The organism is Aeromonas sobria (assembly GCF_000820145.1).
Lineage (GTDB): Bacteria > Pseudomonadota > Gammaproteobacteria > Enterobacterales > Aeromonadaceae > Aeromonas > Aeromonas sobria.
On record NZ_CDBW01000006.1, the window covers coordinates 419,985 to 441,716 of the forward strand.

Annotated in this window: 23 protein-coding genes and 1 riboswitch; of the genes, 18 read left to right on the forward strand and 5 right to left on the reverse strand. The window is 56.1% G+C overall.

The window, feature by feature from the left end:
* Positions 1–27: 27 nt before the first annotated feature.
* Positions 28–966, reverse strand: coding sequence for a LysR family transcriptional regulator (locus BN1135_RS04425; protein WP_042019116.1), 939 nt, complete (start codon positions 964–966; stop codon positions 28–30).
* 848 nt (positions 967–1,814) lie between these two features.
* Here BN1135_RS04425 and BN1135_RS04430 point away from each other — a divergent pair.
* From BN1135_RS04430 to BN1135_RS04450, 5 genes are all read left to right on the forward strand, one after another.
* Entirely contained in the window at positions 1,815–3,767 is a 1,953-nt protein-coding gene (locus BN1135_RS04430; protein ID WP_042019279.1) for a putative bifunctional diguanylate cyclase/phosphodiesterase, read from the forward strand.
* 144 nt (positions 3,768–3,911) lie between these two features.
* Positions 3,912–5,477, forward strand: coding sequence for an AbgT family transporter (locus tag BN1135_RS04435; RefSeq protein ID WP_042019117.1), 1,566 nt, complete (start codon positions 3,912–3,914; stop codon positions 5,475–5,477).
* A 72-nt stretch (positions 5,478–5,549) separates the two neighbouring features.
* Positions 5,550–6,275 (forward strand): oxygen-insensitive NADPH nitroreductase, encoded by a 726-nt coding sequence (nfsA, locus tag BN1135_RS04440; protein WP_042019118.1) that lies wholly within the window; start codon positions 5,550–5,552, stop codon positions 6,273–6,275.
* A 191-nt stretch (positions 6,276–6,466) separates the two neighbouring features.
* The gene (locus BN1135_RS04445; RefSeq protein ID WP_042019119.1) at positions 6,467–7,231 is read left to right on the forward strand and encodes a hypothetical protein; all 765 of its coding nucleotides are present in this window, start codon (positions 6,467–6,469) and stop codon (positions 7,229–7,231) included.
* Positions 7,225–7,779, forward strand: coding sequence for a VOC family protein (locus BN1135_RS04450; protein ID WP_042019121.1), 555 nt, complete (start codon positions 7,225–7,227; stop codon positions 7,777–7,779). Before BN1135_RS04445 ends, BN1135_RS04450 begins: the two co-directional genes overlap by 7 nt.
* A 167-nt stretch (positions 7,780–7,946) precedes the next feature.
* On the opposite strand, the gene BN1135_RS04455 is transcribed toward BN1135_RS04450, so the two are convergent.
* The gene (locus tag BN1135_RS04455; protein WP_042019122.1) at positions 7,947–9,170 is read right to left on the reverse strand and encodes an MFS transporter; all 1,224 of its coding nucleotides are present in this window, start codon (positions 9,168–9,170) and stop codon (positions 7,947–7,949) included.
* A 95-nt stretch (positions 9,171–9,265) separates the two neighbouring features.
* Here BN1135_RS04455 and BN1135_RS04460 point away from each other — a divergent pair, with 95 nt between their 5' ends.
* Positions 9,266–10,141 (forward strand): LysR family transcriptional regulator, encoded by an 876-nt coding sequence (locus BN1135_RS04460; protein WP_042019123.1) that lies wholly within the window; start codon positions 9,266–9,268, stop codon positions 10,139–10,141.
* Positions 10,142–10,204: 63 nt separating this feature from the next.
* Positions 10,205–11,161, forward strand: a complete 957-nt coding sequence (locus tag BN1135_RS04465) for a LysR substrate-binding domain-containing protein (protein WP_042019125.1) — start codon at positions 10,205–10,207, stop codon at positions 11,159–11,161.
* A gap of 81 nt (positions 11,162–11,242) precedes the next feature.
* Here BN1135_RS04465 and ribA read toward each other — a convergent pair whose 3' ends face one another.
* Complete coding sequence (gene ribA / locus BN1135_RS04470; RefSeq protein WP_042019127.1) at positions 11,243–11,836, reverse strand: GTP cyclohydrolase II; 594 nt, start codon at positions 11,834–11,836, stop codon at positions 11,243–11,245.
* A gap of 249 nt (positions 11,837–12,085) precedes the next feature.
* Here ribA and cmk point away from each other — a divergent pair, with 249 nt between their 5' ends.
* The 6 genes from cmk (at position 12,086) to pyrF (ending at position 17,260) form a co-directional block, all read left to right on the forward strand.
* Positions 12,086–12,778 carry a (d)CMP kinase gene (cmk, locus tag BN1135_RS04475; RefSeq protein ID WP_042019128.1) on the forward strand — a complete coding sequence of 231 codons (693 nt, stop codon included), beginning with the start codon at positions 12,086–12,088 and terminating at the stop codon, positions 12,776–12,778.
* Between the two features lie 94 nt (positions 12,779–12,872).
* The gene (rpsA, locus tag BN1135_RS04480) at positions 12,873–14,543 is read left to right on the forward strand and encodes a 30S ribosomal protein S1 (RefSeq protein ID WP_042019129.1); all 1,671 of its coding nucleotides are present in this window, start codon (positions 12,873–12,875) and stop codon (positions 14,541–14,543) included.
* 93 nt (positions 14,544–14,636) lie between these two features.
* On the forward strand, positions 14,637–14,921 hold the full coding sequence (gene ihfB / locus BN1135_RS04485; RefSeq protein WP_033136607.1) for an integration host factor subunit beta: 285 nt from the start codon (positions 14,637–14,639) through the stop codon (positions 14,919–14,921).
* 158 nt (positions 14,922–15,079) lie between these two features.
* The gene (locus tag BN1135_RS04490) at positions 15,080–15,364 is read left to right on the forward strand and encodes a LapA family protein (protein WP_042019130.1); all 285 of its coding nucleotides are present in this window, start codon (positions 15,080–15,082) and stop codon (positions 15,362–15,364) included.
* A 9-nt stretch (positions 15,365–15,373) separates the two neighbouring features.
* A complete protein-coding gene (gene lapB / locus BN1135_RS04495) occupies positions 15,374–16,540 on the forward strand; it encodes a lipopolysaccharide assembly protein LapB (RefSeq protein ID WP_042019131.1) in 1,167 nt (388 codons plus the stop codon).
* Positions 16,541–16,558: 18 nt separating this feature from the next.
* Positions 16,559–17,260, forward strand: a complete 702-nt coding sequence (gene pyrF / locus BN1135_RS04500; protein WP_042019132.1) for an orotidine-5'-phosphate decarboxylase — start codon at positions 16,559–16,561, stop codon at positions 17,258–17,260.
* Here pyrF and rrtA read toward each other — a convergent pair.
* A complete protein-coding gene (rrtA, locus tag BN1135_RS04505) occupies positions 17,235–17,828 on the reverse strand; it encodes a rhombosortase (protein ID WP_175479098.1) in 594 nt (197 codons plus the stop codon). The two genes, pyrF and rrtA, sit on opposite strands and share 26 nt — an antisense overlap.
* Between rrtA and BN1135_RS04510 the strand changes: the two genes are divergently transcribed.
* The 5 genes from BN1135_RS04510 to BN1135_RS04530 all read left to right on the forward strand — a co-directional run bounded on the left by BN1135_RS04510 (position 17,827) and on the right by BN1135_RS04530 (position 20,715).
* A complete protein-coding gene (locus BN1135_RS04510; RefSeq protein ID WP_042019133.1) occupies positions 17,827–18,450 on the forward strand; it encodes a tRNA-uridine aminocarboxypropyltransferase in 624 nt (207 codons plus the stop codon). The two genes, rrtA and BN1135_RS04510, sit on opposite strands and share 2 nt — an antisense overlap.
* A gap of 20 nt (positions 18,451–18,470) precedes the next feature.
* Positions 18,471–19,178, forward strand: coding sequence for a 7-cyano-7-deazaguanine synthase QueC (gene queC, locus BN1135_RS04515; RefSeq protein ID WP_042019134.1), 708 nt, complete (start codon positions 18,471–18,473; stop codon positions 19,176–19,178).
* Between the two features lie 61 nt (positions 19,179–19,239).
* Complete coding sequence (gene queE / locus BN1135_RS04520) at positions 19,240–19,911, forward strand: 7-carboxy-7-deazaguanine synthase QueE (RefSeq protein WP_042019135.1); 672 nt, start codon at positions 19,240–19,242, stop codon at positions 19,909–19,911.
* A 1-nt stretch (position 19,912) separates the two neighbouring features.
* Positions 19,913–20,143, forward strand: coding sequence for a DUF3820 family protein (locus BN1135_RS04525; RefSeq protein WP_005337126.1), 231 nt, complete (start codon positions 19,913–19,915; stop codon positions 20,141–20,143).
* The gene (locus BN1135_RS04530; protein ID WP_042019136.1) at positions 20,140–20,715 is read left to right on the forward strand and encodes a cob(I)yrinic acid a,c-diamide adenosyltransferase; all 576 of its coding nucleotides are present in this window, start codon (positions 20,140–20,142) and stop codon (positions 20,713–20,715) included. The genes BN1135_RS04525 and BN1135_RS04530 overlap by 4 nt, the downstream gene beginning before the upstream one ends.
* 69 nt (positions 20,716–20,784) lie before the next feature.
* Here BN1135_RS04530 and BN1135_RS04535 read toward each other — a convergent pair whose 3' ends face one another.
* Positions 20,785–21,189: an H-NS family histone-like protein gene (locus BN1135_RS04535; RefSeq protein ID WP_042019137.1), complete on the reverse strand. Its 405-nt coding sequence runs from the start codon at positions 21,187–21,189 to the stop codon at positions 20,785–20,787.
* A gap of 304 nt (positions 21,190–21,493) precedes the next feature.
* Positions 21,494–21,665, forward strand: a riboswitch (Lysine riboswitch).
* Positions 21,666–21,732 lie beyond the last annotated feature (67 nt).

The following is a 21,732-nucleotide window of genomic DNA, read 5'->3' on the forward strand; positions in this document are numbered from 1 at the left end:
ATTGCTATAAGTGTGGCCCGCTAACGGTCAGATGCAATGGGTGAGGGTATCACCTTGTGAAAATTGGTTGTCCCATTGCCGATTGCGATAGCGCGCTGAGTATTTTTCAACAAATTCAACGAACATCTTAACACGCAACGGGGCGAACTGGTGCTGGCAACACAACATGTAGAAGGGGCGATTGCCGGTTTGCCAGTCAGTCAGTACCGGCACCAGCTGCTCGTCATGGAGGAAGCTGTTCAAATAGTGCAGGGGGGCATTGACGATCCCCAGATGACGCCTTGCCGCCCGCACCGCAGCCTGAGTTTGATTGACGGTCAGCTTGGCAGTGCGTTTGATGCAGACACTCTGGCCATCCTGGTCGGTCAACTGCCAGTGTTGGTGCGGCCAGCAGTAGATGAGATCGTGCTCTTCCAGCTGATTGGGGTGGGATGGAGTTCCTTTTTTGGCCAGATAGAGCGGCGAGGCAAACAGGCCGTACTCGATATGACCGAGACAGATCGCATTGGGCAGCGATTGGGGCAGCTCACCATTGAAGAACACCAGATCCCGATCATTGTCGAACAGGTGCTGGTGATCATTGGTCTGGGTGATATCGAACTGCACCTCGGGATAGTGCAGCCCGAATTCGGCCAGCATATCGATCAGGATGGTGTTGGAGAGCGCGATTGGCGCCGCTATCCGGATAAGCCCGGTGATGTCGGCTTCTTTGCCCTGGATCTCGCTGGTGGCCTGTTCGATTTGCGCGAGCGGCGTGCAGATCCGTTCGTAGTATCTGAGACCCTCATCAGTAAGCCGGATTTTGCGAGTAGAACGATGTAGCAGGGAGCAACCCAGTTGCTCTTCCAGCTGGGATATGCGTCGACTGATGGTGCCTGTTGGCATGCCCAGTGCGGCGGCAGCGTGGGAGAATCCCCCCTCTTGCACCACCTTGACGAACAGGTAGAACTCTTCAATGTGCTTCATAAACGCTGTTCTGGGTGTAACAAGGGGGCAACCATAAAAAGAGCGTCCAGGGTTGGCAAGCGTAATTCAGCGTTTAATTGATCTGGATTCGATTTCTGCTGATACCACTTTTGCAGTGGCTTGTTAACTAAATGATTACATCCAGGTGGTAATATGGCACTCGTTACGTTTGCTGAGTGCGATATGGTCAACCGCAGAGTCGGTGGGCAAAGGGGATGTGACTCGGTTGTGTGATGCTGTCGTTTTGGTATAGCAGTAGTGGCGTGCTGAGTGATCGCCGCATCGGCCTCCGATAAAAATGAGATCACGATCACGTATTCACATTTTTCCCCTGTTTTGCCGGAGAATGAATATGGTGTATTTCAGAATCATGAATAATGCATAAATATTGTCCGCATGGGTGTGTTTTTGTCTGTTTCTCCATCCACTTGGTTAATTAATGGATGTTTTGTGAAAGGAATGACGACTATTTTTGTCGCTGATTAAACTGTTAATAAGAAAGTCGCGGCAGCAAAACAGCAATTCGAGTTGAAAGGGCTCGACTGAGAATCTCTTAGTGCTTGTTTTTAATGGAGAAAAAAGTTAAAAATTGACAATGTAACGCACTTGAATTAGCTGTGAAAATTGGCATTTCCCTTCGCTCTATTGCTGGAAATGCCTTTTTGTTACTGATTTTTGAAGTCGTGTTGTCTGCTCTTGGCCATATTAAAAATGGTGGTCGAGCGGTGTTTGCTCCTTGCATTCGACCTCTGGCAGTTTGCTAGATTTCTCTCTTGGTTAGCCAGTGACCATCCAGCAGGAATGACCTTGATCTGATGAATACCCTTGACGAACGGTTACTGAAAACCATGGATGTGCTACATACCCCGATTTGGGTGTATGACATCGAGCATCATCATATTTTCTGGGCAAATCGTGCGGCTCTTCCCGTCTGGGAGGCCTCGTCCCTCGCGGAGCTCTGTGCCCGCGATTTTTCGGCAGATATGGCCACCGCCATCGATCTGTTGTTGCAGCGCTATCTGGGGGATTTCCAGCAGGGGCGCAGTTACAACGAGTGGTGGACCCTCTCCCCAAAGGGGGTCAAGAAGCAGATCTATCTGCGCCTCTCCGGCATTCAGCTGGCTGGCCGTCTGATGATGATGACCGAGGCTGTGCTCGACTCCGATACCCTCTATCAGGAGTCCTCTCTGGCGACCGGCGATACCCTAGCCTGCCTGTTCGATAGCCACGGTGTGTTCGAGAGTGGCAACTACCACTTCGAGATGTGTTTTGGTCACCAGATCGCCAAACTCTCCCAGATCTTCTCCGGCAATGACGACAGTTTTTACCAGAAGCTTTCTCGCCTTGATGAGGTGGTGACCGAGGGGGAGTGCCGTACCCTCAAGGGGATGCGCTGGTTCCAGTATCAGTTCCGCTATATCCAGCAGGGAGCCCGTATTCTGCTCACCATGCGGGACATTACCGACCGCAAACTTGAGGAGCTGGAGCATCGCCACCTCGCCTGGCACGACTCCCTGACCGGTCTGCTCAACCGTTATGGTTTGATGAAATCCCTTGAAGCCTATTGCGGTCTGGGTGAGCGTTTCGCGCTGGTATTCATGGATTTGGACAACTTTAAGCTGGTCAACGACAACTACGGCCACAAGGCGGGAGATCGGCTATTGGAGCGGGTCGCCGGTCGCCTCAAACAGATCTGCCCGCGGGATGTTGAGCTGGCTCGCCTCGGTGGCGATGAGTTCACCGCACTGGTGCCGCTGGGCAATCAGGGGGATCGGGCACAAGAGGTGGCCGATCAGATGCTCTCCCAGATGACCAAACCGCTGCAGCTGAGCGGGCTGCCGGAGGTGACCATCGGCGGCAGCATCGGCATCGCCATCTATCCCGACGATGCCGATGATGGGGATAACCTCATCACCCGGGCTGATATGGCGATGTATCAGGCCAAGCAGATGGGGCGGCTGCGCTGGCAGCGTTTCACCCCCAGCATGCAGCAGACCCTGCAGCGCAAGCTCAACCTCAAGCAGTTTCTGGCCAAGGCCATCGGCCGTCAGGAGTTGAGTCTCTGTTACCAGCCGCAGGTTGATGCGGCCAAGGGAAGGTTGATTGGCTATGAAGCGCTGCTGCGCTGGTACAACCCGGTACTCGGCCATGTTTCACCGGTGGAATTTATTCCGCTGGCTGAAGAGATGGGGTTGATCCGCGAAATTGGCAGTTGGGTGCTCTCCACCGCCCTGGCTCAGATGGCCAGTTGGAAAACGCGCTTTGCGCAGCGAGTGCCGGTCTCCGTCAACCTCTCCGGTTTTCAGCTTTCATCTTCTCTGCCGGGAAAAGTGCGCCAGCAGTTGGTAATGCACGGGGTCGATGCCTCGTTACTGACGCTGGAGCTGACCGAAACCGTGCTGATGCTTGATATGAAGGGGTGTCTCGGCATTCTCGATGCGTTGAGCGAGCAGGGGATCAAGATTGCCATCGACGATTTTGGCACCGGCTACTCATCCCTTGCTTACCTGAATCGCTTGCCCATCGACACCATCAAGCTGGACCGATCCTTCGTGGTTGGCCTCAACCTGCCGGTGATCCGGGCAACCGCCGCCATGGCCACCAATCTGGGGTTGGAGATCATGGCGGAAGGGGTTGAGGAGCCCCACGAACTGGCTGCCCTGCAGACCCAGGGGTGTCAGGTATTCCAGGGCTACCTGTTCAGCAAACCGCTGACGGTGGCGCAAGTTGAGGCGAGCGGTTTCGTGGTTGAGTGTCAGGTCGGGCGTTATCCACTGCTTGACGCCGTAATGGCAGAGTAAAAAAGTGTGCGTTAGGCCACAATTTGGGATTTTATCCCGCCATATTTAATCAATATTAATCGTGTTTTTGCGGCCCGTCATGGGACGGATTGGCAGGGATTGCTAGCATGCGACCTCGTTTCTAGGGAAAGGAGTATCGCAATAATGAGTCATGCTGCTGTCAATGACCGTCCAGCCAGCCCTCCCAACGGCTGGCTGAACCGTTTCCTCAATGGCGTCGAGAAAGCCGGGAACAAATTACCCGACCCCGCCATGCTGTTCCTTTACGCCTTGCTGATCGTCTGGGTCGGCTCCTGGGTGTTGTCTCAATTCCAGTTTGATCTGGTCAATCCCCGCACCGGGGAGGCCGTGGTGGTCAACAACCTGCTGACCGGCGCCGGTCTGGCCGAGTTTCTCTCCACCATGGTGACCACCTTCACCGGCTTTGCCCCTCTTGGTATCGTGCTGGTGGCCATGCTGGGGGTCGGGGTGGCCGAGCAGTCCGGTTTTATCAATACCGGTCTGAAAAAGTTGCTGAAAGTGACACCTGCCCGTTTTCTCACCCCCATGCTGATCCTGGTGGCGATCGTCAGCCATACCGCCGCAGATGCGGGTTATGTGCTGGTGATCCCCATTGGCGGCATCATCTTCCACGCGGCCGGGCGCCATCCGCTGGCGGGGATTGCCGCGGCCTTTGCCGGTGTCTCCGGTGGTTTTGCCGCCAACTTTTTGCCCTCCGGCGGGGATGCGCTGCTGCAGGGCTTTACCCAGTCAGCCGCGCAGTTGCTCGACCCTGACTACATGGTCAATACCCTGTGCAACATCATCTTCACCGGTGCTTCCTCCTTGCTGATCATCTGCGTCGGCTGGTTTATCACCGAAAAGGTGGTGGAGCCGCGTCTCAAGCATGTGGCACTTAACGAGGATCTGGAAAGTGCCGACGAGATGGGCCGCTACAGCGCGCAAGAGAGCCGGGCGTTCAACTGGGCAGGGTTTGCCATGCTGGCGGCCATCGTGCTGCTGGCGATGGCCTTGTCGCCGGCTGATTCCCCGCTGCGTGCTGCGGACGGCTCCCTGACTACCTTCGCCGCGCCGGTGATGAAATCCATCGTGCCGCTGATCTTCCTGCTCTTTATCCTGCCCGGGATTGTCTACGGCTTTGTCGCTGGCAGCTTCAAGAGTGGCAAGGATGTGATCGACGCCATGTCGGCCACCATGAACAAGATGGGCTCCTACATGGTGATGGCCTTCTTCTGCGCGCTCTTTATCAAGGCGTTTGGCGACTCCAATCTTGGCACCCTGTTGGCCCTCTCCGGCGCCGAAGTGCTCCATGCGCTGGCGCTGCCTGGTCAGGTCACCATCGTCGGGATGATCTTGCTTACCGCAGCCGTCAATCTGGTGGTAGGGTCGGCATCGGCCAAATGGGCGCTGATCAGCCCGATCCTGGTGCCGATGCTGATGGCGGTGGGGATCTCCCCCGAGCTGACCCAGGCGGCCTATCGGGTGGGGGATTCTGCCTCCAACATCATCACGCCGCTGATGGTCTTCTTTCCGCTGGTGGTGGTCTATTGCCAGCAGTATGTGAAGAGCACCGGGATCGGTACTTTGGTCTCCATGATGCTGCCTTACTCGCTGGCCTTCCTGGTTAGCTGGACCATTTTCCTGCTGCTTTACTGGGCGCTGGGTTTCCCGCTCGGGTTGCAAGCCCCTTATGTCTATCCTGCCCCTTAAACAGGGTTATGCGAGGGAGCCTTGGGCTCTCTCGTTTTTTTCGCTATGGTGTGACCTCATTTTGGAGGTGCCATGAATCAGACCATCGATCTTATCCTTTCCCATCGCTCCATCCGTCAGTTCACTGCCGAGCCGATCGCCCCGCAGCAGCTGGATGCCATTCTCGCCGCGGCCCAGTCAGCCTCGACCTCGAGCTTCATGCAGGTGACCAGCATTGTGCGGGTGACCGAACCCGAGGTGCGTCAGCAGCTGGCCATGTTGGCTGGCAATCAACCCTATGTGGTGCAGGCGGCCGAGTTTCTGGTGTTCTGCGCCGATTACCATCGTCACAGCCAGATTGTGCCCGAGGCCCAGACCGGTTATGCGGAGCAACTGCTGATCGGTGCCATCGACGGGGCCCTGATGGCACAGAATGCCCTGCTGGCGGCCCAATCGCTGGGGCTGGGCGGTGTCTATATCGGCGGCATTCGCAACCATCCGGCCGAGGTGAGCGAGCTGCTCGGCTTGCCCCATCAGGTGATCCCGCTGTTTGGCCTCTGTCTCGGTCATCCGGATCAACAACCAGAGCAGAAACCCCGTCTGCCCAAGGCGCTGGTGGTGCATCAGGATCGCTATCAACAGCGGCTGGATCGCGATCTGCTGGCCCGGTACGATCAGCAGATCGCGGCCTACTATCAGGCGCGCAGTAACAACAATAAGCAGCAGACCTGGAGTGGCCAGATCCGCACAATTTTAAGTAAAGAGTCCCGCCCTTTCATGATGGGCTTCTTGCAATCGCGGGGCTATAACCTCAAGTAATGGCGCTGATGGGCGATACTATGGGGAAGTGGCCACCATGGTCATCATCCACTGATCATGCAATCTCTCCCTGAGACCGGGGGTACAGCTTGGCGACAAATCGTGGGCAAGGGGGGATCTGCAGGCTACCTTAAGTGGGTAAGCTGTTGTAGGATCACGCAATTGGATTGGGACAGGGGTTTGGACATCCTATGATTTTAACTTTGGTATTGCTGTCTATCGGCGCACTCCTGTTTTTGGTTATCGCCTATAACGTGGTGCAGCAATATAAGCAGAAGGCTGAGGCGGACAAGCGTCACGCCGTTGCCAGACACAAGACGGTGGCCGACGAGACCGAAGAGGTGCTGCTGAACGTCAATCTGGTGCCTTTTTCCAAGAACATGGTGTTGCTGTTGCAGCACCGGATCCTCGATGCCTATCGTGCCATCGCCCAGGTGATGCCCAACAACCAGATCAAGCAGCGCATCGCCGATGTGCAGACCCAGATCAAGAACGTGCAGGAAAACTACAGTCCTCATGATGAAGGGCATTTCAAAACCCCTGAGTCTGATCGCCAGGCGATCCAGATGCTGCAACTGGTCAAAAAGATGCGGGCCGTGCTGCGAGTCGAGCACAACAAGGGCAAGATTGACCCGCAGGGGTTTGCTCAGGAAGAGCGCCGGCTCGAGCTGATGCAGCTCAAAATCAATATCTCCAATTTGATCAAGCGGGCGATGGATGCGCAGATCCAGGGCCAATTCGGTACCTGTCGCCAACTCTATACCAAGGGACTCGCTGCCATCAGCAATGTCGGCGACAAAGATCCGTATCTGGTTGCCCGAGAAGAGGATATGCGGCAGGGTCTCAAGGCGCTTGATGAGCAACAGCAACAGAACAGCGCGCAGGATCTGCAGAATATCAAGGACAAGGAAACCGACGAGCTCGATGTTCTGTTTCAACCCAAGAAGAAATGGTAAGTATGTCTCATTCACTCGATTCCACACTGGGGCCAATGGCCCCATTTGTTTCTCAGCTGTTGGCCGAACTGGCCGCCACTGGCATCACTATTCCCCAGCCAACGGTCGACCACCTCTGTTATCGGGCTGCTACGTTGCAGGAGTACCGCGCGCTATGCGCTGTGCTGGCTGAGGCGGGCACCTTGCTGGTGGAGGGGATGATCGGCGGTCGTCCCATCGTCACCTATCAGCTGCATCAGTCGGTGCAGGTTGGCGAGGTGCAGGTGCCCTGTATCGAACTGGCTGCGCCGAAACCGGGTCGCGTCCATCAGGCTGGGCTTGAGCATATCGAGCTGGTGGTTGCCTCGCTCCCTGCACTTGTGGCGCGCTATCCCGAGCTGCCGTTCAAAACCGGCAATATGCAAGATACCCGCAATCCTGATATCGGCCTGATGTTGCCCTCCGGCCAGATCAAGTTTCACCTGCGCCCGCTGGCTGAAGTGATCGCCGAAGAGGTGGCGACCGGCGCTGTGGTGGCGGTGCCTGCGGATTATTTCGAGCAGGATTGATTTTGCGCACAATGCATCGCGCGAGCCTGACAGGCTCTTGAAGTCCGCAGCAAAAGGGGTCACCAGCGTGACCCCTTTTGCTATCTGGCTGTGCTTTTTGCTATCTGGCTGCGCTAGACCACGAGATGGTTATCGGGTCGTGGGTGACCCTGTTTGCGCTGATCCCGTTACCCGTGCCGGTGGGGTTGCTGGGCGGGCAGCGGCGATTCGCTTCGCTGCTTGAGGCGGCCGAGCCAGAGGCTCAAGCTCGCTGTCAGGATGAGGACCAGCTCAATCCCCATGACCAGCCCGCCAAGCTGGCCTTGTTCCCAGAACGGGTGCAAGTAAAGCCCCCCCAGACTCGCCCCTAGATAGTAGGCCACCAGATAGAGGGAGGAGGCGAGGGCGCGGTTGTGTTCAACATGATGACCCACCCAGGCACTGGCGCAGGCGTGTGCCAGGAAAAAGCCGAAGCTGGAGACCAGCAAGCCACTCAGGATCCCGGGCAGACTACCCAGCAGCAGCCACAGAGTGCCGACGGCCATCAGTGCGATCCCGACTAGCAGCATGCGTTGTGCCCCCCAGCGGTTGGCAAAACGACCGCTCAGGGAGGAGGCAACCGTCCCCGAGAGATAGGTAAGAAACAGCATGCCGAGCCATTGGGTAGGCAGAGAGAAGGGGGGCTTGGCCAACAGGAAGGTGAGGTAGCTGAACTGGTTCAGAAACACCATAAAGTTGAGCCCCCCGATAAGGTAAGCCCCAACCAGCAACGGGTTGGTCAGGTGTTGCTGCAAGGCGCGGGCAAATTGACCGCGAACGGGGGCGCTTGCCACAAAGCGGGTCTGATGGGGCAGCAGCCAGAAGACCAACGGCAGCAGCGACAGGCTGATAACACCAATCCCCAGAAAGGTGTGCTGCCAGTCGCCAAACCAGCCTGCCAGCAGGCCGCCCACCACCCGACCGGCAATACCACCGAGGGAGTTGGCGGCAATATAGACTCCCACCGCCGAGAGCAGTGCCCGTTTGCTGAACTCTTCCCCCATGTAGGCGATGGCGGTGGCTGGTAGCCCAGCCAGCAGCGCCCCCTGTACAATCCGCAGCAATAGCAGGGAGGCAAACTGTTCAACCAGCGGGATCAGCAGTGAGAGTAGGATCGCCAGGGTCAGCGTGCCCAGCATGACCTGTCGACGACCATGGCGATCCGCCAGTCTGGCGCAGATCAGCAGAGAGGCTGCGAGGCCTGCAGTGCATCCGGCTAGCGTCCAGCTGGCCGAGAGGGCGTTGACCGAGAAGACCTCGGCAATCAGGGGTAACAGGGGGTGGGTCTGGTAGAGATTCAGAAACACCAGAAAAGAACCCAGGCTGAGTGCCAGGGTTGCGCGTATCCATTCGCGACTTCCGACTTCAATCATTGCGTATTGTCCTGACTGCTTTTGGTCAGGGTAGAGCCCTTGGCGTTATAAATATAATATATTTAAGTTATCCATCTCATAAGATGAATTGATACATGGATCTGAAACAGCTCACCTATCTGCTGGCGGTCAGGGATGCCGGCTCGTTTACCAAGGCTGCCAACAGTCTGCATGTGGCACAACCGGCCATCAGCATGGCTATCGCCAAACTGGAGCAGCAGCTTGAATTACGGCTGTTTGATCGGCAGGACCGAGCGATACGACTCACCCCGGAGGGGGAGGTACTCTGCCGCCATGCCGAGCGTCTGTTGCTGCAGATGCATCAGGCTGAGTCCGAGATGGCAGAGCTCAAGGGGCTGGAGCGGGGGGAGGTGCGGATCGGGATCCCCTATATGATGGGCTCCTACTATTTTCCCCCTCGCCTGATGGCCTTCAAGCATCGCTACCCCGGCCTCAAGATCCGGGTCGAAGAGGCCGGCACCCGCGAGTTGCTCAGCCGGATGGTGGATGGCTCCCTCGACCTGGCCATTCTCATCACCAGTGATCTGCCGCCCGCCATCGAGGGGGCACATCTGCTGAGTGAAGAGATGCTGATGGTGGTGGGGGACGATCACCCCTTGCGCGGCGAACCGGCCGTGACCCTCTCGCAGTTTTTTGCTCAGGAGCTGGCGCTGTTTCGCCGTGGTTTCTACCACCGGGAGCATATGGAGGCGCTGGCACAGGGCCTTGGCGTCGAGCCCGACATCGCTTTTGAGAGCAATCTGATCCCTCTGCTCAAGGCGGTGGTGCGGCAAGGTTTTGCGGTGACCACTTTCTTGCGGATGGTGCTGGAAGAGGAGCCGGATCTGAGTGGTGTGCCCTTCGACCCGCCTATCTACCTCGATCTCTGCGTGGCATGGCGGCGTGGCGATCCGCTCTCCATGGCCAACCGTGCCTTGCGCGATTTTCTACTCAAGGATCGCCCGGCCTGATGGTGGCGGGCCAATGCTGAAAGTTTGTTACTATTAAGGGTGGGTTCGCTTGAGGGCTACACCATGAAACTGCAGCAATTGCGCTATATCGTCGAGGTAGCCAACCACAGGCTGAATCTGTCGGCCACCGCCGAGAGCCTCTTCACCTCCCAACCCGGGATCAGCAAACAGGTGCGGATGCTGGAGGATGAGCTGGGGATCCAGATCTTCGAGCGTAGCGGCAAACATCTGACCCAGATCACCCCCATCGGTCGGGATGTGATCAAAGTGGCTGCCGAGGTGCTGGACAAGGTCGCTACCATCAAGGTGATGGCCAAGCAGCATGTGCATCCAGAGCAGGGAACCCTCACCATTGCGGCCACTCATCTGCAGGCTCGTTATATTCTGCCTGCCATTCTCAAGGGCTTCATGACCCGCTTTCCCAAAGTTGCCGTAACTGTGATGCAGGGGAGTGCGGCGCAGTGCCGTGCAGCCGTGTTTGATGGCGTTGCCAATCTGTTACTTGTTGATGATCCGCAAGAGGGGAGCGATCTGCTGATGCTTCCCTGTTTTCAGTGGCAACGGGGCTTGGTGCTGCTAAAGGCTCATCCGTTGGCCAAAGCGACATCGCTGACCCCGGCCGAGCTGGTCGAGTTTGCGCTGGTGACCGATGGAAGGGCGCTCTCTGTCGCTCATGGCACCGATTGCGCCCATGCCGAGAGCCGGATCGCCTGTAGCGCGAGTGACAGCGATGTGCTCAAGACCTATGTCAGACAAGGGATGGGCATTGGGGTGATGGCAACCTTTGCCTGGGAGCCCCAGCGCGATGGCGATCTGGTGCTCAAAGCTGTGCCCTGGCTACCTGGTGGTGTGGCCGCTATCGGTCTGCGCAGAGGGGCCTTTTTGTGCGGCTATCTGTACGAACTGATTGAACGTCTCGCGCCGCAATTGAGCCGAGTGCAGGTCGATCAATGCTGCGCAGCCCGCACTGGTGAAGAGCTTGATGCGCTGCTGGCCAATCTGACTGTGCCCCAACGATAGCTTGGGTCGATGTGTGACAGCCACAAGAAAAACGCCTCCAAATGGGAGGCGTTTGACTATCTCTAATTCGTCAATGCATGCTCACTTCTTTAGCATGTGATCCAGCTTGTTGGCCTTGGTCGACAGATAGAACTCGTTGTGGGGATTGCGCCCTTCCTGCAGTGGCACCCGTTCGGCGACCGGAATGCCGAAGGACTCCATCGCCTTCATCTTGCGCGGGTTGTTGGTCATCAAGCGTAGGGATTTCACCTCGAGCTGCTTGAGCATATCGGCGCAGATGGTGTAATCGCGCATATCGGCAGCAAACCCGAGGGCTACGTTGGCCTCGACCGTGTCGGCCCCCTGATCCTGCAGGTGATAAGCGCGGATCTTGTTGAGCAAGCCGATACCACGGCCCTCTTGACGCACATATAACAAGACACCACGGCCTGCCTTGGCAATATTTTCCATGGCGGCTTGCAACTGGAATCCGCAGTCGCAACGCAGACTGAACAGGGCGTCACCGGTCAGACATTCAGAGTGGATACGACCCAACACAGGGTCATCGCCGGTAACGTCGCCCATCACCAGTGCGGCGTGATCCTTGCCTGTGCCGGTTTCCTGAAAACCTACCAGCGTGAAGGTGCCCCAAGGGGTTGGCAATTTGGATTTGGCCACGAGGGTAACGCTGCTCATAGGTTGCTCCTTACTACTCACTGCTCAAAAAAGGGGGGCCAGTTTAACGTGCCTTGTCGGGAACAACCATAAGAACAAGTCCCTGCATTGCTTACTGAAATTTCCAAACGTGATACTGGACTGCCACGAAGTGGCGCTTTTCAGTCTTTGTGCCGATTGATGACTGCCAGGCACATCACATTCGGGTATAATCGGCGCCCATTAACCCACCCCTTCGGGATGGGAGCAACACAGTGCAGGAGAGAAATTATGCCTCAGATGGCCCCCGTAATGACAATTGATGGCCCCAGTGGTGCAGGTAAAGGCACCTTGTGTCAGCTGCTTGCTGAAAAGCTGGGTTGGCACTTGCTGGATTCCGGCGCCATCTATCGGGTGTTATCCCTGGCCGCTCTGCATCACGACGTGGCGTTGGATAGTGAAGCCTCACTGGTGCCGCTGGCCGCCAATCTGGATGTCCAATTTCAGGTGGAAGGCGATGCCGTGAAGGTGATCCTGGAAGGGGAGGATGTGTCACGAACCATTCGTACCGAAGAGGTGGGTAATGCCGCCAGTAAAATCGCTGCTTTTCCCCGGGTGCGTGAAGCGTTATTACGTCGTCAACGGGCATTTCGTCAAGCTCCGGGTCTGATTGCCGACGGTCGAGACATGGGCACCGTGGTTTTTCCAGAAGCTGAAGTGAAGATTTTCCTCGATGCCAGCGCTGAAGAACGGGCCCAGCGCCGCTATAAGCAGTTGCAAGATAAGGGCTTTGATGTTAACTTTGAGCGTCTTTTAACCGAGATTCGGGAACGTGACGACCGCGATAGAAATCGCGCCGTAGCGCCCCTTAAAGCGGCAGAAGATGCTCTGGTGGTGGATTCTACCGCCATGAGCATAGAGGAAGTGCTGGCAACAGTACTTGCCTATGCAGAGCAACAACTTGGTGATGCCAGCGCAAGCTGACATCCGGTCGTCTGCACCATGGATGGCGCAGATTATTTAAAACAGCCCCGCTTGTGCCGGATTGCAAGTGGATGTTTCATTTGTGACATAAACAATGATCGAATCTTTTGCTCAACTCTTTGAAGAGTCCCTGAACTCCGTTGAAACCCGTCAAGGTTCCATCGTCAAGGGTACTGTCGTTGCTATCGAAAATGGTTTTGTACTGGTTGACGCCGGTCTGAAATCCGAGTCTGCCATCCCGGCTGAAGAATTCAAGAACGCCCTGGGCGAGCTGGAAATCAGCGTGGGTGACACTGTTGACGTAGCTCTGGACTCTATCGAAGATGGTTTCGGCGAAACCAAGCTGTCCCGTGAAAAAGCCAAGCGCCACGAAGCCTGGCTGCAGCTTGAGAAGGCTTACGAAGAGCAAGCTACCGTTATCGGTATCATCAACGGCAAGGTTAAGGGTGGTTTCACCGTTGAACTGAATGGCATCCGTGCCTTCCTGCCGGGTTCTCTGGTTGACGTGCGTCCGATCCGTGACACCGCTCACCTGGAAAACAAAGAACTCGAGTTCAAAGTCATCAAGCTGGACCAGAAGCGCAACAACGTTGTTGTTTCCCGTCGTGCTGTGATCGAGACCGAGAACACCTCCGAGCGCGAAAGCCTGCTGGCTAACCTGCAAGAAGGTCAAGAAGTTAAGGGTATCGTTAAGAACCTGACCGACTACGGTGCATTCGTAGATCTGGGCGGTGTTGACGGCCTGCTGCACATCACTGACATGGCGTGGAAGCGCGTTAAGCATCCTTCCGAAATCGTCAACGTTGGCGACGAGATTGCTGTCAAGGTTCTGAAGTTTGACCGCGAGCGTACCCGTGTATCCCTGGGTCTGAAGCAGCTGGGCGAAGATCCCTGGGTTGCTATCGCCAAGCGTTACCCGGAGACCACCCGTCTGTCTGGCCGCGTGACCAACCTGACCGACTACGGCTGCTTCGTTGAAATCGAAGAAGGCGTTGAAGGCTTGGTACACGTATCCGAGATGGATTGGACCAACAAGAACATCCACCCGTCCAAAGTTGTTAACGTTGGCGACGTGGTTGACGTGATGGTTCTGGACATCGACGAAGAGCGTCGTCGTATCTCCTTGGGTCTGAAGCAGTGCAAATCTAACCCATGGCAGCTGTTTGCCGAAACTCACGCTAAAGGCGACCGTGTTTCTGGCAAGATCAAGTCCATCACTGACTTCGGTATCTTCATCGGTCTGGATGGCGGCATCGACGGCTTGGTTCACCTGTCTGACATCTCCTGGAACAACCAGGGCGAAGAAGCCGTGCGTGAATTCAAGAAAGGCGACGAGATCGAAGCCGTTGTTCTGCAAGTGGATCCGGAGCGTGAGCGCATCTCCCTGGGTGTCAAGCAGATCGAAGAAGACCCATTCAACAAGTACCTGGCTGATAACAAGAAAGGTGCTATCGTGAAGGGTAAGGTTACCGAGGTTGATGCCAAAGGTGCCGTTATCGAACTGGCTGACGGCGTAGAAGGCTACCTGCGTGCCTCCGACGCTGCTCGTGACCGTGTAGAAGACGCCACTCTGGTGTTGTCTGTTGGTGACGAAGTTGAAGCTCGTTTCATGGGCGTTGATCGTAAGAACCGCACTGTAAGCCTGTCTGTCCGTGCTAAGGACGAGGCTGATGAGCGTGTTGCTATCGATAGCCTGAACCAACAAGAAGAAGTTGTGTTCAGCAATGCTATGATGGAAGCATTCAAAGCCGCCAAGGGTGAGTAATCCTTGATGCATAAAAAGGGCGGCATTGCGCCGCCCTTTTTTATCTTGGCATAAATGAATATTGCATGTGATCGGGGAAGGAGATTTAACGTTATGACCAAATCAGATCTCATCGAACAACTGGCATCCAGCCGCATGCATATGCCGGCCAAGGATGTCGAAGCCGCCATCAAGGAAATCCTTGAACAGATGGCGTCGACCTTGCAAAACGGCGACCGGATTGAAATCCGCGGATTTGGCAGTTTTTCACTGCATTATCGTGCGCCCCGAGTGGGACGTAACCCCAAGACTGGGGACAAGGTTGAACTGACCGGAAAATATGTTCCGCACTTCAAGCCTGGTAAAGAGTTGCGCGAGCGCGTCAACATCATCGAATAATGTAGAAATGGGCATACCTGAGGTATGCCTTTTTTGTTTTTGGCATGGATTCCTGTGCCAATCGTCTTGTTTCTGAAACTCTTTTCCCATTCACGCTAGAGTCTGCCTGCGATTTTAAGGATAATCAGCCTCTCATTAGATACTGACAGGGAGCTCTTATGAAGCGTATCTTGGCACTCATTCCGTTGGTGTTGGCATTCATTCTGACGCTGGCGCTGGGTTCACAAAATGGCCAGCTGGTTCAGTTCAATTACCTGATCGCTCAGGGTGAGTTCTCACTTGCCATGTTGTTGGGCTTCTTTTTCGCTGGCGGTTTTTTGCTGGGCTGGCTGGTATTTGGCCTGCTGTTCCTGCGCCTGAAGATGCAAAACCGCACCCTCAACCGCACCATGCGTCGTCAATCCCGCGAGTTGGAGCTGGCCCGTTCACCGGGTAAGGAATAATGTTCCTCCATGCTTGAACTGCTTTTCCTGCTGTTGCCGATTGCCGCCGGCTATGGCTGGTACATGGGCCGCAGGAGTGTTCGCCAGGACACCCAGAAACAGAGTAACCAGTTTTCCCGCCAGTATGTGGCGGGCCTCAACTATTTGCTGTCCGATGAATCCGACAAGGCGGTGGATCTCTTTATCCAGCTGCTTGAGGTGGACAGTGAAACCATCGAAACACACCTCTCCCTCGGCAACCTGTTTCGCCAGCGTGGGGAGGTCGATCGTGCCATCAAGATCCACCAGAACCTGGTAACCCGCCAACTGACCCGGGAGCAGCGTCAACTTGCCCTGCAGGAGCTGGCTCGCGACTTTCTGGCAGCCGGTTTGCTAGACCGTGCTGAAGCGCTCTGGAATGAGCTGTGTGACGACAGCGACTATGAAGAGACGGCGCTGGCACAGCTGTTGATCATCCATCAGCAGTTGCGGGATTGGGACAAGGCCATCGATGTGGCGGTGCGTCTGCAAAAATTCCAGGGCAAGAAGCTGGCCGACCCCATCTCCCATTTCTATTGCGAGCAAGCCGAAATCGCGCTGCGTGAGGGCAATAAAGGGGAGGGGCTGGCCAAGCTCAAACGGGCGCTCAGTATCAATCCGACATGTGCCCGGGCCAGTTTGCGCCTCGCTGAGCTCGCCATGGCAGAGGGGGAGTATGAGCAGGCCAGCAAGGAGCTGCTGCGGGTGTTCGAGCAGGATATCGACTTTGCCTCCGAGGCAATGCCCAAATTGCTCGAGTGCTATCAGCAGTTGGGCCGCACGCCTGCGTTGATCCCGCTGCTTGAAAAGGCGGTGGAAGATCATGCCGGTGTCAGTGTGACCCTGGCCCTTGCCAAGCTGGTTGAAGAGCGTGACGGCCTGAGCCAGGCCCGTTCGTTGGTGCTGCGTCAGCTGCGTCGTCATCCATCGATGAAAGGTTTTTACCAGTTGGTGGGTTTTCAGCTGGCCAGTGCGGAGGAGGGGCCTGCCAAGGAGAGTCTCGAACTGCTGCAACAGCTGGTTGGCGCGCAGATCAAAATCAAGTCAACCCACAAGTGTCGGCAGTGCGGCTTTGCCACTCACTCGCTGTTCTGGCAGTGCCCGTCTTGTCGTCAGTGGGGTTCCATCAAGCCGATCCGTGGTCTGGACGGTGAATAACAAGCAATAGGATGTGAGATGCAAGATCCCAAAGTACTGGTAGCGCTGGATTATCAGCACGAGGCAGATGCCTTAGCGTTCGTTGAACGTATCTCTCCGGCCCAGTGCCGTCTCAAGGTAGGCAAGGAGATGTTTACCCTGTTTGGCCCACAGTTCGTACGTCAGCTGGTGGCCAAGGGATTCGATGTCTTTCTGGATCTGAAGTTTCACGATATTCCCAATACCGTTGCCAAAGCCGTGGCAGCCAGTGCCGAGCTTGGTGTCTGGATGGTCAACGTGCATGCCAGTGGTGGTGAGCGGATGATGCGTGCCGCCAAAGAGGCGCTGCTGCTTTATGGCGACAAGGCGCCCCTGCTTATCGGTGTAACCGTGCTGACCAGCATGGAGCAGTCCGACATGATCCCCCTTGGTCTGGATGTGAGCCCGGCCGAGCAGGTGATCCGGCTTGCTACCTTGACCAAAGCAGCAGGTCTGGATGGGGTGGTCTGCTCTGCCAACGAGGCCCATGAGCTGAAAGCCTTGCTGGGCGCAGATTTCAAGCTGGTAACCCCAGGCATTCGCCCGACCGGTTCGGCTGCGGGTGATCAGCGCCGGGTGATGACACCCAAAGCGGCGGTCGAGGCGGGTGCCGATTATCTGGTTATCGGTCGCCCCATTACTCAGGCTACCGATCCGGCCGCCATGCTGGCCAGTATCAATGCCGAGCTGGCTGGTGCGTAACAGGCTCACTCAGTGATACACGGTGCAGGCCAAGCAACAGGCCTGCACCTGCCCCGATAAGATGAGATCCGATGTGTACCCTGGCATTGATCAGGGTGGCGATCGGGCTATCTCCTGCGTTGTAGAAGTCCATCACCAGCTTGAGCCCCATCCCCGCTAGCAGCAGCCAGCCCGACGTGCGGCGTCCGTGGCGGATATCCTGCATCGCCCCCCAGACAAACAAGCCATGCAGCGAGCCGGATAGCCCCATGTACCACTGGGTCTGCGGGCACCACCACCAGATCCCCAAGCCCACTGCCAGCCAGAGCAGCAACATCAGCAGCGGCAGGCGAGCCTGACCCAGGTAGTCGCGAAACAGGCTATAGAGGATGGCGAGGCCGCCCAGATTGAGCAGCAGGTGCCACAGATTGGTATGGGCCAGATTGCCTGTTATGATCCGCCACCCTTCGCCTTCGGCGATCAAGGGCCGATCGAAGGAGAGCTGAAGATTGGGAACGGTAAAGAAGAGTAGCAAGCTGGTGAGAGAGAGCGTGATAACCCAGAGCAATCCAGATTTGTCTGACAACATGAAACAGCCCAACGACAAGAACAGTCGATACTGTACACGTTGCACCCGAGCCCTCAAAGCCTGCCTGTGCGATTATATTGTGGCGGTTGACAATCACACGCCTCTCTACATCTTGCAGCACCCCAACGAGGTGGCACATCCCAAGGGCACTGCGGCGCTGCTGGCGGCCTCTTTGCTGCAGTGCGAGATCCATGTGGGGGAGGACTTTTCCCGCGATGAGTGGCTCAACGCACTGCTCACAGACACTTCCCGTCGCTGCTATCTACTCTGGCCGGATGAGGATGCCATTTCGCTGACCGATCTTCGCCAACAGCGGGAGAGTGAACCCTCCGACGCGGCGTCCGTCGCCTTTATTTTGCTCGATGGCACCTGGCGCAAAGCCTATCGCATGTTGCAGAGCAACCCGGCACTGGCCCGCTTGCCCCGCATCGGCATTGGCGCCATTGCCGGTCAATATGCCATTCGCAAGAAACCCTTTCCCGATGCCCTCTCTACCATAGAGGCGGGCTATCACCTCTTGTCCCGGTGGGAGGGGAGGCCGGAGCGCTATGCGCCCTTACTGACCCTGTTCAACCGGTTGAATACCCAGTGGCAGGACTTTGCCGAAGGCCGCCGCTCGTGACATTTCAAGGAGTTATCAAGATGAAAAAAGCAGTCGTGGTTTTCAGTGGCGGTCAGGACAGCACCACCTGTCTGGTGCAGGCATTGGCGCAGTATGACGAAGTGCACGCCATCACCTTTGACTATGGCCAGCGTCATAGGGAAGAGATCGACACCGCGCGCCGTCTGGGCAGTGCGCTGGGGATCGCCGCCCACAAGGTGATGGATGTGACGCTGCTCAATGAGCTGGCGGTCTCTGCCCTGACCCGTGACGACATTCCGGTCAGCTGCGAGCTGCAGGATAATGGCCTGCCCAATACCTTCGTGCCGGGTCGCAATATTCTGTTCCTGACCCTGGCCTCCATCTATGCCTATCAGGTCGGCGCCGAAGCGGTGATCACCGGGGTGTGCGAGACCGATTTCTCCGGCTATCCCGATTGCCGTGACGAGTTCGTCAAGGCCCTTAACCAAGCGGTCTCGCTGGGGCTGGGTCGCGGCATCCGTTTTGAAACCCCCTTGATGTGGCTCGACAAGGCCGAGACCTGGGCGCTGGCGGATCACTATGGTCACCTCGACACGGTGCGCCAACAGACCCTGACCTGCTACAACGGCATTGCCGGTGACGGTTGCGGCACTTGTCCGGCTTGCGAGCTGCGCAGTCGCGGTCTGAACAACTATCTGGCTGACAAGGCGGGCATCATGACCAGGCTGTTTGAAAAAACCGGGCTGGGTGAGAAAAGCGCAGAGTGAGCCTGCGTCTTGCCGTGGCTTGGGGTATAATCCGCGACTTTTGCAACAAGCCGTGATCGAGATGCACTACCCAATCAACGAGATTTTCCAGACCATCCAGGGGGAGGGCATCTTTACCGGCCTGCCCGCCATCTTTGTTCGCCTGCAGGGTTGCCCGGTGGGCTGCCCCTGGTGCGATACCCGTCATACCTGGGTTGTTGATCCGGCTCGTGAAGTGGGTCAAGAGGCGGTGCTGGATCGCTCCAACGAATCCGATTGCTGGAGCCAACTCAGCACCGCGCAGATCATAGCCAGCTTTAGCGATCTGGGTTATCAGGCGCGCCATGTGGTGATCACCGGTGGCGAGCCCTGTCTCTACGATCTGCACGAACTCTCGTCAGCACTGCTGGCGGCGGGTTATCAGGTGCAGATTGAAACCAGTGGTACCAGCGAGATCAAGACCCATGAGCAGACCTGGGTCACTGTCTCCCCCAAGATTGGCATGAAAGGGGGACTGCCTGTGCTGGTCTCGGCGCTGGCGCGGGCCAACGAGATCAAGCATCCGGTGGCAACCGAGCACCATATTGAAGAGCTGGATGCGCTGCTGGCGACCGCGGCCCTGCGTCCGGATGTGGTCATTGCCTTGCAGCCGATTAGTCAGAAACCACGGGCCACCCAATTGGCGATGGAAACCTGTATCGCCCGTAATTGGCGACTTTCAATCCAGACTCATAAATATCTGGATATCGATTAATATGGATTGGCTATCCGACGAACAGGTGCTACTGACCCTGACCAACAAGATGCCTTACGGAAAATATCAGGGGCGGCGTATCATCGATATTCCCGAGCCCTATCTGGTGTGGATGGCACGCAGCGGTTTTCCGGCGGGTAAATTGGGCCAGACCCTGGCGTTGGCTTACGAGATCAAACTCAATGGACTCGAGTCCATGATTATTCCCATTATTAACAGGATGTCGGTATGAGAATATATACGAGGCAGGGTGACAAGGGCATGACTCGGCTGGCCGATGGCATCCAGCTGGCCAAGGACCATTTGCGGGTCGAAACCTACGGTTATATCGATGAACTCAACTCCCATATCGGCCTGCTGATTTGTGACGTGCCGTCGCAAGAGGCCGGTTTATTGGCTGACTTGCAGTTGCTGCAACAGGAGTTGTTTGATCTGGGGGGCGAGCTGGCATTCTCCAGTGCTGCCCAGAATCCATCTATTTGGCAAGTCAATGCAGCCTGGACGACTCGTCTTGAGCAGCAGATCGATCGTTATAGCGAGCCATTGCTACCGCTGCGTCAATTTATATTACCCGGTGGTTCCCGTGCCGCGGCGCAGGCACATGTGGTGCGTACCCTGGTACGGCATTGCGAGCGCTTGCTGCTGACATTGAGTCATGCAGAGTGCGTTAATCCCGAGGTCTTGCCCTATCTGAACCGGATGAGTGACTGGTTCTTTACCGTTGCCCGCTATCTCATCTGTGTGGCGGGGGAGCGTGAAGTCGTGTGGGTCAAGGCCGCAGATCGCCCGCAATCGGCTATCTGATATTTCACGTTTAACCGCCAATAAAAAACCTCGCCGAGGCGAGGTTTTTTATTGGCAAAGCAAGTGGGGTCAGATAGCAAAATCTTCCAGTGATTTACCTGCTGCCACGGCGCTGGCAATTGCCGAAGGCATACGACCCTGGCCGGTCCAGGTTTTTTCTACGCCATTATCCTGATAGCGATATTTGGCTGGACGTGGCGCGCGCTTGGCTTTCTCTGATTTACCGGGAGCGGTAGCGACAACGTTAACCAATTCTGCTGGATCAATACCAGCCGCTTTCAGCATTTCGCTGTATTCGTTAATCTTACGCTGATGCTCTTCGCGTGCCTGACGCCCAGCGGATTCATCCTGCTGACGTTCTGCGACGATAGCAGAAAGTTTTTCCAGTCCTTCTTCCAGTTGCTCCAGAGAAAGTTCGCGGCAGGTTGCACGCAGACTGCGGATATTAAGCAGTACCTTAAAAAATTCATTCATACAATTTACCACGCCGAGTCAGAGGGGAATATAGATTTCCTCCTGATTCTTGCGTGGCAATTTAAATAAGTCAAGAAGTGCAAAATATTATATCGAGGAGGAGTCACTTGCCGTGGATATACCATACGCAGAAATTTATGTATGAGGCTTGGATACCTATGAAACCATAATAGATGAAAATAGCGCCAAAACTGGGATTGTTGCATCATTTGACTACCAATTATCGGTGTTGATGTTTTTATCATGAACATTTAATCAAAAAACTTGCTATAAGCTGCCATGTCGATAGAATGACCGGCGAATACCTTTAAGTAGAGGCGCGCTGCCTATGAGTATTTGTGCGGAGGGTGATGCCTGGGATGCACAAGGAAAGGAGTCAGCGCCGAAGTGGCCAGGCCATCATACCGGGCTGCTGGTTCTGCACCTAACAGATGCAGGACTGCCATAGTCATCCACTATGGAGCGCTACCTGAAGGGGCTGAGGAGTATAACCTCCCCATAGGTTTTGTTTCTTTAGATCCTCTCGGTAGATCTCCACCTGTC

Coding starts and splice junctions, on each gene's coding strand:
- BN1135_RS04425 (WP_042019116.1), bottom strand. CDS start 966: ATGAAGCACATTGAAGAGTTCTACCTGTTCGTCAAGGTGGTGCAAGAG.
- BN1135_RS04430 (WP_042019279.1), top strand. CDS start 1,815: ATGGATGTGCTACATACCCCGATTTGGGTGTATGACATCGAGCATCAT.
- BN1135_RS04435 (WP_042019117.1), top strand. CDS start 3,912: ATGAGTCATGCTGCTGTCAATGACCGTCCAGCCAGCCCTCCCAACGGC.
- nfsA (WP_042019118.1), top strand. CDS start 5,550: ATGAATCAGACCATCGATCTTATCCTTTCCCATCGCTCCATCCGTCAG.
- BN1135_RS04445 (WP_042019119.1), top strand. CDS start 6,467: ATGATTTTAACTTTGGTATTGCTGTCTATCGGCGCACTCCTGTTTTTG.
- BN1135_RS04450 (WP_042019121.1), top strand. CDS start 7,225: ATGGTAAGTATGTCTCATTCACTCGATTCCACACTGGGGCCAATGGCC.
- BN1135_RS04455 (WP_042019122.1), bottom strand. CDS start 9,170: ATGATTGAAGTCGGAAGTCGCGAATGGATACGCGCAACCCTGGCACTC.
- BN1135_RS04460 (WP_042019123.1), top strand. CDS start 9,266: ATGGATCTGAAACAGCTCACCTATCTGCTGGCGGTCAGGGATGCCGGC.
- BN1135_RS04465 (WP_042019125.1), top strand. CDS start 10,205: ATGAAACTGCAGCAATTGCGCTATATCGTCGAGGTAGCCAACCACAGG.
- ribA (WP_042019127.1), bottom strand. CDS start 11,836: ATGAGCAGCGTTACCCTCGTGGCCAAATCCAAATTGCCAACCCCTTGG.
- cmk (WP_042019128.1), top strand. CDS start 12,086: ATGCCTCAGATGGCCCCCGTAATGACAATTGATGGCCCCAGTGGTGCA.
- rpsA (WP_042019129.1), top strand. CDS start 12,873: ATGATCGAATCTTTTGCTCAACTCTTTGAAGAGTCCCTGAACTCCGTT.
- ihfB (WP_033136607.1), top strand. CDS start 14,637: ATGACCAAATCAGATCTCATCGAACAACTGGCATCCAGCCGCATGCAT.
- BN1135_RS04490 (WP_042019130.1), top strand. CDS start 15,080: ATGAAGCGTATCTTGGCACTCATTCCGTTGGTGTTGGCATTCATTCTG.
- lapB (WP_042019131.1), top strand. CDS start 15,374: ATGCTTGAACTGCTTTTCCTGCTGTTGCCGATTGCCGCCGGCTATGGC.
- pyrF (WP_042019132.1), top strand. CDS start 16,559: ATGCAAGATCCCAAAGTACTGGTAGCGCTGGATTATCAGCACGAGGCA.
- BN1135_RS04510 (WP_042019133.1), top strand. CDS start 17,827: ATGAAACAGCCCAACGACAAGAACAGTCGATACTGTACACGTTGCACC.
- rrtA (WP_175479098.1), bottom strand. CDS start 17,828: ATGTTGTCAGACAAATCTGGATTGCTCTGGGTTATCACGCTCTCTCTC.
- queC (WP_042019134.1), top strand. CDS start 18,471: ATGAAAAAAGCAGTCGTGGTTTTCAGTGGCGGTCAGGACAGCACCACC.
- queE (WP_042019135.1), top strand. CDS start 19,240: ATGCACTACCCAATCAACGAGATTTTCCAGACCATCCAGGGGGAGGGC.
- BN1135_RS04525 (WP_005337126.1), top strand. CDS start 19,913: ATGGATTGGCTATCCGACGAACAGGTGCTACTGACCCTGACCAACAAG.
- BN1135_RS04530 (WP_042019136.1), top strand. CDS start 20,140: ATGAGAATATATACGAGGCAGGGTGACAAGGGCATGACTCGGCTGGCC.
- BN1135_RS04535 (WP_042019137.1), bottom strand. CDS start 21,189: ATGAATGAATTTTTTAAGGTACTGCTTAATATCCGCAGTCTGCGTGCA.